The sequence below is a fragment of the Luteibacter sp. P4_D7_3 genome (assembly GCF_056401735.1).
Window position 1 is genome coordinate 1 of sequence record NZ_JBFUIT010000119.1, and the last position, 11,140, is coordinate 11,140.

The 11,140-nt window shown below is 65.7% G+C and carries 12 protein-coding genes and 1 pseudogene; 10 read left to right on the forward strand and 3 right to left on the reverse strand.

The window, feature by feature from the left end; genetic code table 11:
* The 6 genes and pseudogenes from AC1DSN_RS12020 to AC1DSN_RS12045 form a co-directional block, all read left to right on the forward strand.
* Nucleotides 1–341: pseudogene (locus AC1DSN_RS12020) on the forward strand (alkaline phosphatase family protein); the annotation flags it as partial.
* Nucleotides 342–350: 9 nt separating this feature from the next.
* A complete protein-coding gene (locus AC1DSN_RS12025) occupies nt 351–743 on the forward strand; it encodes a putative signal transducing protein (RefSeq protein WP_063573208.1) in 393 nt (130 codons plus the stop codon).
* On the forward strand, nt 744–1,397 hold the full coding sequence (locus AC1DSN_RS12030; RefSeq protein ID WP_477330851.1) for a biliverdin-producing heme oxygenase: 654 nt from the start codon (nt 744–746) through the stop codon (nt 1,395–1,397).
* Nucleotides 1,381–3,231 (forward strand): GAF domain-containing protein, encoded by a 1,851-nt coding sequence (locus AC1DSN_RS12035; protein ID WP_477330861.1) that lies wholly within the window; start codon nt 1,381–1,383, stop codon nt 3,229–3,231. Before AC1DSN_RS12030 ends, AC1DSN_RS12035 begins: the two co-directional genes overlap by 17 nt.
* Nucleotides 3,232–3,407: 176 nt before the next feature.
* Nucleotides 3,408–4,109 carry an arginyltransferase gene (locus AC1DSN_RS12040; protein WP_477330853.1) on the forward strand — a complete coding sequence of 234 codons (702 nt, stop codon included), beginning with the start codon at nt 3,408–3,410 and terminating at the stop codon, nt 4,107–4,109.
* A gap of 39 nt (nt 4,110–4,148) precedes the next feature.
* On the forward strand, nt 4,149–4,937 hold the full coding sequence (locus AC1DSN_RS12045; RefSeq protein ID WP_477298370.1) for a cobalamin-binding protein: 789 nt from the start codon (nt 4,149–4,151) through the stop codon (nt 4,935–4,937).
* Between the two features lie 11 nt (nt 4,938–4,948).
* On the opposite strand, the gene AC1DSN_RS12050 is transcribed toward AC1DSN_RS12045, so the two are convergent.
* A complete protein-coding gene (locus tag AC1DSN_RS12050; protein WP_477330855.1) occupies nt 4,949–5,626 on the reverse strand; it encodes a response regulator in 678 nt (225 codons plus the stop codon).
* Between the two features lie 424 nt (nt 5,627–6,050).
* On the opposite strand from AC1DSN_RS12050, the gene AC1DSN_RS12055 reads away from it, so the two are divergent.
* The 3 genes from AC1DSN_RS12055 (at nt 6,051) to AC1DSN_RS12065 (ending at nt 8,765) form a co-directional block, all read left to right on the forward strand.
* The gene (locus tag AC1DSN_RS12055; protein ID WP_477330857.1) at nt 6,051–7,622 is read left to right on the forward strand and encodes a sensor histidine kinase; all 1,572 of its coding nucleotides are present in this window, start codon (nt 6,051–6,053) and stop codon (nt 7,620–7,622) included.
* Nucleotides 7,592–8,245 carry a response regulator gene (locus AC1DSN_RS12060; RefSeq protein ID WP_477298675.1) on the forward strand — a complete coding sequence of 218 codons (654 nt, stop codon included), beginning with the start codon at nt 7,592–7,594 and terminating at the stop codon, nt 8,243–8,245. The genes AC1DSN_RS12055 and AC1DSN_RS12060 overlap by 31 nt, the downstream gene beginning before the upstream one ends.
* Before the next feature lie 88 nt (nt 8,246–8,333).
* Nucleotides 8,334–8,765 carry a response regulator gene (locus AC1DSN_RS12065; RefSeq protein WP_477298674.1) on the forward strand — a complete coding sequence of 144 codons (432 nt, stop codon included), beginning with the start codon at nt 8,334–8,336 and terminating at the stop codon, nt 8,763–8,765.
* A gap of 163 nt (nt 8,766–8,928) precedes the next feature.
* On the opposite strand, the gene AC1DSN_RS12070 is transcribed toward AC1DSN_RS12065, so the two are convergent.
* Together AC1DSN_RS12070 and pdxH are read right to left on the reverse strand one after the other, a co-directional pair.
* A complete protein-coding gene (locus AC1DSN_RS12070; RefSeq protein ID WP_063573613.1) occupies nt 8,929–9,369 on the reverse strand; it encodes a secondary thiamine-phosphate synthase enzyme YjbQ in 441 nt (146 codons plus the stop codon).
* A gap of 13 nt (nt 9,370–9,382) precedes the next feature.
* On the reverse strand, nt 9,383–9,970 hold the full coding sequence (pdxH, locus tag AC1DSN_RS12075; RefSeq protein ID WP_477330859.1) for a pyridoxamine 5'-phosphate oxidase: 588 nt from the start codon (nt 9,968–9,970) through the stop codon (nt 9,383–9,385).
* Between the two features lie 21 nt (nt 9,971–9,991).
* On the opposite strand from pdxH, the gene AC1DSN_RS12080 reads away from it, so the two are divergent.
* On the forward strand, nt 9,992–10,801 hold the full coding sequence (locus AC1DSN_RS12080) for a kinase (protein WP_477298468.1): 810 nt from the start codon (nt 9,992–9,994) through the stop codon (nt 10,799–10,801).
* Nucleotides 10,802–11,140: the final 339 nt, after the last annotated feature.

Consider the following 11,140-nt stretch of genomic DNA (forward strand, 5'->3'; position numbering starts at 1 on the left):
AGCAGGACCTGCCCAAGCGCCTCGATTACGGCACCCACGCCCGCGTACCCGCCATCGAATGCCTGGCCGAGACGGGCTGGTCGATCATCAGCCGCGAGGCACTGGCCAAACGCAAGGATCCGATGTCGCTGGGCGAGCACGGCTACGACAACCTGGACCCGACCATGCGTGCCCTGTTCATCGCGCGCGGGCCGGCCTTTGCCCACGGCGTGATCGTTGCGCCGTTCCCCAATGTGGACGTGTATCCGCTGATCATGAGCGTGCTGCGCCTGCCGGCGGAGGCCAACGATGGTCATATCGAGGATGTGAAGGGCCTGCTGGCTCCGGCGCAAATCCCGTAGAATCGGGGTATGCGCCAACTCTATACCTCACCCCGCCCGGAAAATATCGACCGGATCGTGTCGCTCCTTACCGAGCACGACATCGAGACGACCGTCACCAACCGGTCGACCTGGAATCGTCCGACCTACCAGCGCTTCAGCTATTCGCAGCGCAATAACGACCGCGATTCGTGGCCGCAGGTATGGGTCAAGAGCGCCGACGATTTCCCCAAGGCCCGTGCCTTGCTGAAGGACATCGGCATCGAGCCGGTCGTGCGTTTCCAGGAAGAACTGCAGATGCACCGCTCGCCGGACCTGCGCCCGAAGCCCCAGCGCACCGCCTCGCGCGTGCGCCTGATGGCGTTGGCGATCGTCGCCGGCGTGGTGGTGGTCGTGGTGCTCAAGGCTGTCCAGGTGCTCTGAATGGCCGGAGTCGTCGGTTCGACGCCCGCCCATCTTCTCCTCCGTGAAGCGACCCGCGATGCCCATGAGGCGGCCGAAGCGACGGCCGGCATGCGCCTGTTGCTCGCCGGCGATCTGGATGAGGCCGGTTATGCCGGGCTGTTGCGGGCGCAGCTGACGCTGTTCCGTGCCTGGGAAGCCGAGCGAAGCGGTTGGCTGGCCAGGCTGGAAGAGTGGCGGTACGTGTCGCGCGCTTCGTTGATCGAAGCGGATCTGTGTAGGAGCCGATTCATCGGCGATACGGCGCGCGATAACGCCACCTACCCCGCTGCGACGCCTATCGCCGATAAATCGGCTCCTACCGAGCGCGGCCTTGCGGCCACCGAACGGGGTGCGGTGCATGACCACGCCGCCCACTGGGGCGAACTCTACGTCATCGAAGGCTCCGCTCTCGGCGGCCGTGTGATCGTCCGCCGCCTTCGCGAGCTCTACCCCCAGCTATCGCACACCTTCTATGCCGTCGGTGAAAACGCCCCGGCCAGCTGGCGACGCTTCCAGTCCCTCCTCGACCACGCACTCCCCGACGAGGCCTCCCAGGACGCCGCCATCGACGCCGCGCAGCGCATGTTCGCGCGCTTTCAACAGACGCTGAAGGATCCTGCCGCCCATGACTGACCTGCCCGATCTGACCGCCTGCGACCGCGAACCCATCCATATTCCCGGATCGATCCAGCCTCACGGCGTCCTGGTCGTGGTGGACGCGCGCACACGGACCATCCTGCAGGTGAGCGAGAACGCAGCCCGTGTACTCGGGGTCGAACCGGCAACCGTACTGGACGCTCCGCTGGACGAAGTCATATCGCTTCCGGCAGATCTGTTCGAGGATGACGAACGCCCGGCCCATAGCGCGTGGGTGCCCGTGGCTTTCCCCAACGCAACGATACCGGCCGCGTGGTACGCCTCGGTGCACGCCTACGACACGCGCTGGATGATCGAGATCGAGCCGCGCGAGCGTGCCTTCGAAGACGAACCGTTCCGCGTGGGCTACGACCTCACGCACAAGCTGGAGCTCGACGCCACCGTGGAGCGCGCCGCCGCGCGCGTCGCACGCACCGTACGCAACCTGCTTGGCTACGACCGCGTCATGGTCTATCGCTTCGATCACGACTGGCACGGCGAAGTCGTGGCCGAAGCGCGCAAGGAAGACCTCGAGGCCTACCTCGGCCTGCACTACCCCGCCACGGATATCCCCGCGCAGGCGCGGGCACTCTACCTGCGCAACCGCGTGCGTCAGATCAGCGATTGCCGCTATGTCCCCGCGCACATCCTTCCGGCCTACGATCCGGAGACCGCGGCCGCCACCGACCTCAGCGATGTCTCACTGCGCAGCGTGTCGCCGGTGCATCTCGAATACCTCGGCAACATGGGGGTCACCGGTACGCTCGTGGCGTCGATCATCACCAACGGCAAGCTGTGGGGCCTGATCTCCTGTCACCACTACAGCCCGCTTTTCGCCGATCACCGCATGCGTGAAGTGACCGACGCGGTGGCACGCGCGTTTGCCTCGCGCGTGTCGGCGATCGAGGAACTGGCGAAGATCGAAAGCGAAAGCGTCCTGCTCACCGTCCGCGAAAAGCTGATTACCGCGTTCAACGAGAGCGATCGTATCGATCCGGAACTGCTGGCGTCGCTCGCGCCTGAACTGCTCGAAGTGGTCGACGCCGATGGCATCGCCATCTTCGCGGGCAACCGCATGATGCGTCACGGCCAGTTGCCGGATGAAGCGGCTTTGCTGCGCATTCGCGACTTCGTCGGCAGAGGCGTCGCCGAGGACGTCGACGGGATCACCGGCGTCCTGCATACCGACGAGATCGGCGCACGTTATCCGGAGCTGGCGGACCCCACCGTCGCCAGCCTGGTGGCGGGCCTCATCTTCATGCCGTTGCAGTCGGATGCCCACAACGCGGTTGTCTGGACGCGCGCCGAGCAGGTGCGCAACGTGCGCTGGGCCGGCAACCCTGGCCTTGCCAAGCTGGAGAACTACCCCGGCGCCCGACTGTCGCCACGGCAGAGTTTCGCGACCTGGCAGGAGAACGTGCGCGGTCGCTCGCGGCCGTGGTCGCGGCTTCACCTGGAATCCGCGCGGGGCCTGCGCGTACTGATCGAGATGATGGAGCGTAAGCACTTCCAGCAGAGCTTCGCGTTGATGCGCGCCTCGCTGGCTCGCCTGCCCGACCCGATCGTCATCACCGATGCCTCACAGGACGACTGGCGCGAGTGCGCCGTGGTCTTCGTCAACGATGCTTTCGTGCACAAGACCCGCCGCAGCGCCGAGAGTGTCACCGGATTGCCGATGTCCGCCCTGCTCGGCGAAAGCGCCGACTCGGTGGTCGTACCCCTGCGCCATTCCGACGGCTCGCTACTCAAAAGCCGCGTCGAGCTGGAGCCGGTGGCAGACCCCGCCGGCGCTATCACGCATTGGATGTCAGTCTTCCATTTCGGCCCCTGACCCCCGCCCCTTCGGACCTTGAACCGCGCCCCTGTAGGAGCCGATTCATCGGCGATCCCGCGCCAGCGGGCCAGACTACCGCCACCACCCATCGCCGATGAATCGGCTCCTACGGGGCGATCCCGCAAAACCCATTCCGCGATGACGCCAGCCGGCCTTAGCGCTATAACATCCCCATGACCGACCGCGTCCGCCTCTTCCAGACCCTGCCGCACACCTGCGGCTATTTCGCCGAGCGGACGGCGCAAAATCTCGTGGTCGACCCGGGCGCGCCCAACCTCGACAAACTCTACGGCCCGGCGCTCGCCAAAGGCWTCCGCCGTGCCGGCGGCCACCTCTACCTGCCCCAGTGCACCGCCTGCCAGGCCTGCGTGCCCTGCCGCATCGACGTCGAGCGATTCACGCCGGACCGCGCCCAGAAGCGCTGCCTCAAGCGCAACGCCGACCTGACCATCCGCGAAGGCCTCCCGGGGTTTACCGCCGAGCGGCATGAACTGTACGAACGCTACCTGCAGGCACGTCACAGCGGCGGCGGCATGGACGGTGCCGACGAAGAGGATTTCCAGCGGTTCCTGGCTGCACCGTGGAGCCCTACCCTCTTCCTCGAGTACTACCTCGGCGAGCGCCTGCTCGGCGTCGCCGTGACCGACATCGCGCTCGCCGGCGTTTCGGCCGTCTATACGTTCTTCGATCCTGAAGAAGAAGCGCGCGGGCTTGGCACCTTCGGCATCCTCCAGCAGGTCGAGCTGGCGAAGCGGCGTGGCATTCCGTATGTGTATCTGGGGTTCTGGATCGCCGGGCATCCGAAGATGGATTACAAGCGGCGGTTCCGGCCGTTGGAGATTCGGCGGCATGGGCGTTGGATTGAGATGCCTTGAGCCGTCACAATCGGCGTTTACATCAGCACCGGAACCAACATGGGCCCGCGCCGCATCGTCTGCCTCACCGAAGAACCGACCGAAACCCTCTACCTCCTCGGAGAGCAGGACCGCATCGTAGGAATCAGCGGTTTCACCGTGCGCCCCACCGAAGCGCGCCGGGACAAGCCGAAGGTCAGCGCGTTCACCAGTGCCAAGGTCGACAAGATCCTCGCGCTTAAGCCCGACCTCGCCATCGGCTTCTCGGACATCCAGGCCGACATCGCGCAGGCGCTGATCAAGGCCGGCGTGGAAGTGTGGATCTCCAACCACCGCAGCGTTGAAGGCATCCTCGAATACATCCGTCGGCTTGGCGCGATTGTCGGCGTTGCGGATAAAGCCGAAAAGCTCGCGGCGACGTTCGAACGCGGGCTCGATGAAACGCGCGAAGCGTCGGCGCGCCTGCCCCGCCGGCCACGCGTGTATTTCGAGGAATGGGATGAGCCGATGATCTCGGGCATCCGCTGGGTATCCGAGCTGGTCGGTATCGCCGGTGGTGACGATGTGCTGCCGGGCCGCGCCGTGGAGTCGCTGGCGAAGAACCGGATCATTGCCGACGCGCAGGAAGTCATCGATACGGCGCCGGACATMATCATTGGCTCCTGGTGTGGGAAGCGTTTTCGGCCCGAGCAGGTTGCCGTGAGGCCGGGCTGGGAGAATGTGCCGGCGATTCGGGATGGGCAACTGTATGAGATCAAGTCGCCGCTGATTTTGCAGCCGGGGCCCGCTGCGCTGACGGACGGGCTGGGGGAGTTGCGGCGGATTATTCACGGGTGGGCGGGCAGGTAGTACCAAAATAGCTAGAGCGTTCCCTCGCCATGTGGGGCGGTATACGGACCGCCAGGCTCGCGAATGAGGCCTATGCGAATGGCCTCGCGCACGAGGGCCACGCCGCTGTGCACGTTGAACAGGTCCAGTAGGGACTGCCGGTGGCTCTCCACCGTACGCACCGAGATGCCGAGCTCGAGGGCGATGTCACTGGCACGCAGCCCCCGCGCCATCCGCTCAAGCACCTCGCGCTGGCGACGCGTCARCCGATGGACCGAAGGCGGCGCGATGACCAGGGCGGCCATCAGTCCGGGACTGACATAGCGCCGACCGTCAAGCACTTCCGTCATGGCATCCAGAAGCTCATTGCGTGGCGACTGCTTGAGCACGTACGCCCAGGCGCCCGACTGCATCGCATCCTGCACAATCAGGGGCTCGTCATGGCCGGATAGCACGATGAACCGACTACCGTTCCGACGCTCGGCAATTCGACGCACCGGCTCAAGGCCGGGCATATCGGGCAGGTCGATGTCACCGACCACCAGCATGCCGGGCCCGACACGTTCAAGCAGCGCGACCGCCGAGTACACCAACACAACGGATCGAACATGCGGCGTGAGCAACGCGGCAACGCCTTCCGCGACCACGCGATGGTGATCGGCGACAACGACATCGACCGCTATGGGGAAATCTTCGACGGGCTCATGCATCGCCGTCAGAGCGCGAAAGTCATGTTCGGGAGCACCCGGCGGAGGGTGACGTCGCGTAGCTCACCGAGCCTTTCAGGCTGGGCGCCGCGGCGATCAGGACGGGGACGATTCGACGATCCATGGTCACGATCCGACATCGGTGACAGTGACATGTAGAGTGCGGCGTGCGCGCCCGAGCGATAAGCGAACTTTCACCCTGCCCGCGTAGGTAAAACTACCGGCCTCACCTCGATCTTCCGCGGATGGCGATAATCGGCATCTTTCCGCCACAGGGGTTCTTCCACCGGGTCGTCCGCATGACGTCCGGCCGCATCGACACCCTTCGGCCGCCGCACGGGTATAGTCGGCATGGGGTGTGGTGGGGGCCACCCAGGCATGTTACGACAGCTGGTTGGGGCCGTTTCACGGGGCGGTGGGAGAGCCGATGACGAAGACCTTGCCGTCGACGCATAGCGTGACCCGTTGGTGCGGGGGCGTTTTTGCGGGCGTCATGGCCGCCCAGTTGCTGTCCGCCGCCCTGTGGAGCCACCAGGGTGGCACGCACATCGTTTGGTTCCCCGGCGCGGTGCTCCTGGGGGCCTTGCTCGCGACACCGCGAAACCTGTGGGCCGCCCTTATGGGGGCGGCGCTGCTCGGACTCGTCGTGACCGGCGTGAGCTTCGGTCTGCCGCTGATGGATACGGCCCTGGTGGTTTCGCCGGCGGTACTCCTCACCCCGGTAGCGGCGTGGGTGCTCCAGCGCGTCCCGTCCCGTTTGCCGCCATTGGAAGACTTCACAAGACTCTATGCATTCGCCGCCGTGGCGGTGATCGCCCTGCCGGCCGCCTGCGCCACGCTGATCGAACACGCCAGCCGCTACACGTCGTTTCACGGCTCGATCCTCAGCGACTGGCCGAACATCGCCCTGGCCCACTCGCTCGGCTACGTGCTCTATGTACCCGTATGGATCAGCGTTCGGAGCCCCGATGCCGCCGTACGCCATGAGCCCCGGCTCACCCCGGACTTTTACCTGCTCATGACCGTTTCGATCGCTCTGCTGGGGGTCATCTGGCACGGCTACGGTGGCCACCCGGAGCTGGTACCCGTGCTCTGCCTCGCCCCCGCGCCGATCATCATCGCCGCAATCATCAGGGCGCAGATGACCGGCAGCTCCATCGCCGTTTTCATCATCGTGATCATGGCGGGGCACCTGAGCGTCAGCGGACATGGGCCATTCGTGGCCTCCACGCCGCAGGACACCACGCTCGCCTTGCAGCTGTGGACGCTCACCGCATCCCTCTCCGCACTGACGCTCGCCGTGGTCGTCGAGCAACGCTTCGCCAGCCGTCGCGCCCTGGCCTTCGCGCATGACGAACTGCGCGAGGTGACCGGGCGAATCATCGCCACCCAGGAACAGGAGCGCGCGCGACTGGCGCGCGACCTGCACGACGACGTCAACCAGCGGCTCGCGGCCACCTCGATCGGTCTCAGTGCACTGCGGCGGCGCGTCCCTCCTTCGGCCCAGGCCGACGTGACGCACATCCAGCACCAAGTCATCGCTCTGTCCGAAGATGTCCGCCAGCTCTCACACGAACTTCACCCAAGCTGCCTGCATCACGCCGGCCTGCGGGACTCGCTCGAGGCGCTGTGCCATACGTCGCGCCGCCCACGCGCGCCGCATGTGGTTTTCATCGCCGACCGGGCCATCGATGTGCTCTCCGCGGACATCGCCCTGTGCTTTTATCGTGTCACCCAGGAAGCCTTGGCGAATGCGCTCCGTCACGCGCAAGCCAGCCAGGTGACCATCAAGGCGTCGGTGACCAGCGACCTCGCGTCGCTATGGATCTTCGACGACGGCAAGGGGATCGATCCCGATGAGTTGCCTTCGGCGGGACCGGGTATCGGTTTGATCAGCATGAACGAACGAGCGAAGTTGCTGGGGGGCAGCTTCGAATTGCGTACCGCACCGGGAAAGGGAGTGGATCTATGTCTGCGCATTCCGCTGGAGACGAACTGAATTGCGAGGCGCTTCCGCGCATCGTGTTTGCGGATGACCACCGCATGGTCGCCGAGGGCATCGAGCGCCTTCTCGACGACGACTTCGAACTGGTCGCCCTCGCCCAGGACGGCCGCAGCCTGCTGGATGTCATCGAGCGCGAGAGTCCGGATCTGATCCTCTCGGATATCAACATGCCCGGCGGCAACGGCCTGGAAGTCCTGAAGACGCTTCGCGGCCGCGGCGACAGCACCCCGTTCGTCTTCCTGACCATGCATGCCGAACCCGCGCTGGCCGCCTCCGCGATGCGCTCCGGCGCCAACGGCTACGTGCTCAAGTTATCCGCCGGCGACGAGTTGCTCAGTGCACTGCACCAGGTGCTTGCCGGCGGCACCTACGTCACGCCCTCGCTGGGCGCTCGTTACCTGCGTGGCCGCATGGCCGACCTTCACGAACTCACACCGAAGCAGCGCGAAGTGCTGCGCCTGGTCGGATCCGGCCTGCGCTCCAAGCAGATCGCGGCACAGCTGGGGCTCTCGGTACGCACGGTGGAAGCGCACAAATACACCATCATGCAGATCCTGGATGTGCACAGCACGCTCGAACTGGTGCGGCGCTCGGAGGACCTCGGTCTGCTGTTCTGACCGGAAAAACACGGAAGTAGATATACGCAGAAGCAATCGCGTAGCTTTACGCTATTCCGCGCCGGCTGCGAAGTGGAGAATTGGATTCATGGACGAGTTACGCTTCATGCCTTTCCGGGCCAGTGTGGTTCTCGCGGACGACCATCCGCAGACCGCACGGGAGATCGAACGCTTGTTGCGAGAAGACTTCGACGTCATCGGCGTCGTCAGTAACGGCGTCTCGCTCGTGTCGCTGGTCGAAATTCTGAAGCCGGACGTCGTCGTTACCGACATCGCCATGCCGGAGATGGACGGACTGGAAGCGGCGCGCCGACTCGCCCTCAGCTGCCCCGGCCTACCCGTGGTTTTCGTCAGCTGCCACGACGGCGCCGGCGTGGCGCGCCGTGCGCTTTCCCTCGGCAGCGGTTACGTGGTCAAGGCATCGGCCGGTGAGGACCTGCTCGACGCCGTGCACGCAGCGCTCCGTGGCGACGCGTACGTGTCGGGCTCGGTGCGCATCGGCTGCCAGGACACTCCGTAAATCTACGGTCGCATGGCGGTGATCGACGCGCGAGCATGGACACCGACATCCTTTTCCCGTTCGCCACGCCCGGCGGAACACGGAACATGGCCACCACCACCCCCGGTGGTCTGCCGCCGGCGTGGCGAGCGGGTTCTCTCGTTGACCGGCCGTGGCAACCTTCTCAGTGGCCCGATATCGTCACCGTGATCTTGCGCTGGTGGGCTTCGTGACGATGTTCGTAGAGGAACACACCCTGCCAGGTACCCAGCAAGGGGCGTCCACCGTGCACCGGTACGGAAAGCGACACACCGGTAAGCACGGCACGCACGTGCGCGGGCATATCGTCGGGGCCTTCGTCCTGATGGCGAAATAGCGGATCGCCATCGGGCACCAGTCGCGCGAAGAAACGCTCAAGGTCGGCCACCACCGTCGGATCGGCATTCTCGCCGATGAGCAGCGAGGCACTGGTGTGCTGGACGAACACGTGCGCAATGCCGGTCGTGACACCACTGGCCGAGACGGCGTCGGCGATCCGGTCGGTGATCTCGATGAGCGACCGCCCTCGCGTGTGCACGGTGAACGTGGTCTGCGCGATGTGCTGTACGGGCTGGGCGCGGCTCATCGCAAACTCCGGATCAGGGATAAAGCAGGCGGCTCGTCCAGCTTGTACCGTGTTCCGCGTGCACGATACGTTCGTGCAGGCGGAACTCGGCGCCGTACCAGAACTCGACGCGGTCCGGCTTGAGAAGGTAGCCACCCCAATGCGGAGGACGCGGCACGTCGCGGCCTTCGAACTCTTTCTCGAAATGTGCCACGCGGTCTTCAAAGGTCTGCCTGTCCGGCAGTTCCTGACTCTGCTTCGACGCCCAGGCACCGATCTGGCTGCCACGCTGGCGGCGAACGAAATAGGCGTCCGATTCGGCGGCACTCGCCTTGCTCACGCGCCCTTCGAAGCGCACCTGGATGCCTTCGCGGATCTGCTTCCAGTGGAAGCACACCGCTACCTGGTCGTGCGCGGCCATCTCACCGGCCTTCGCACTCTCGTAGTTGGTGAAGAAGCCCAAGCCGTTCTCATCGATCTGCTTCAGCAGCACGATGCGTGAATGCACGCGGCCGGTGCCGTCCACCGTGGCGAGGTTCATGGCGGTGGGTTCACGATCGCCGCTGGCCTTCGCTTCGTTCAGCAGGCCGCGGAAAGTGTCGAGGATCTCGGGAGTCAGCATGGGTAGGCTATGCTTGCCGGTATGGAATCAGCCGATGCTATCACGCTCGCCGAGCGGGTCCTGGGGCGTTTCGCCGCGTCGATCGCGCACGCCTCGTCACCGTTCATCCTCGGCATTTCCGGCCTGCAGGGCAGCGGCAAGAGCACGCTCGCGGCCTCGCTGATCGAAGCCGCACGGGAGCGGGGCTGGTCGGCCGTGAGCCTTTCACTGGACGATGTCTACCTGACCCGCGCCGAGCGCGAGACGTTGGGACGTCAGGTCCATCCGCTACTGCGCACACGCGGCGTTCCCGGAACCCACGACCTCACCCTGCTCGCTTCGACGCTCGACGCCCTGGAGAAAGCCGCTCCCGAGCGACCCGTTTCAATCCCGCGTTTCGACAAGGGTCAGGACGACCGCTACGCGATGTCGCTATGGCCCGAGGTCCCGCAGCCCCCGATGCTGGTCATCCTCGAAGGCTGGTGTCTCGGCCTCGAGCCGCAGGCGGAAGCCGATCTGGTCCCGTCGATCAATGCGCTGGAGGCCGGGGAGGATCCCGACGGCGTCTGGCGTCGGTGGGTGAACACGAAGCTCGCCGACTACCTCACCGTATGGCGCCGCCTCGATGCCCTCGTCCTGTTGCACGCCCCTTCGTGGGACATCGTGGCCCGCTGGCGCGACGAAGCCGAATGGTCGCTACGCGCCCGCGGCGAACCGCGCGCGATGGACGAGGAAGAGATGACGCGCTTCCTCCAGCATTACGAGCGACTCAGCCGACATGCACTCGCCACGCTGCCGGCAAAGGCCGACGTGGTTGTCGCGCTCGATCGCGAGCGCCATCGAATCGGATAGCTCGCTGCGCGAGCTCGTGCCGCTCTTGTAGGAGCCGATTCATCGGCGAACCCTCAGAGGTCGTCGTTGCGAATGAGGCATTGCATCGCATCGTGCGGGCGTTCAACCGCTCGCCCGATCACCACAAGGCCTCGTTCGCAAACCCGATAGCCCGAGGGTTCGCCGCTGAAGCGGCTCCTACGAAGGCGGGTTGGCGCGTTGAGGCAGTCGTGCGACGCACAGCGACGAAGCGGCGTTGCGCATTTGCCGCGCGCAACCTCAACGTCCGGTGTCGGGGGGGGGGGGGGGGGGGGGGGGGGGGGGGGGGGGGGGGGGGGGGGGGGGGGGGGGGGGGGGGGG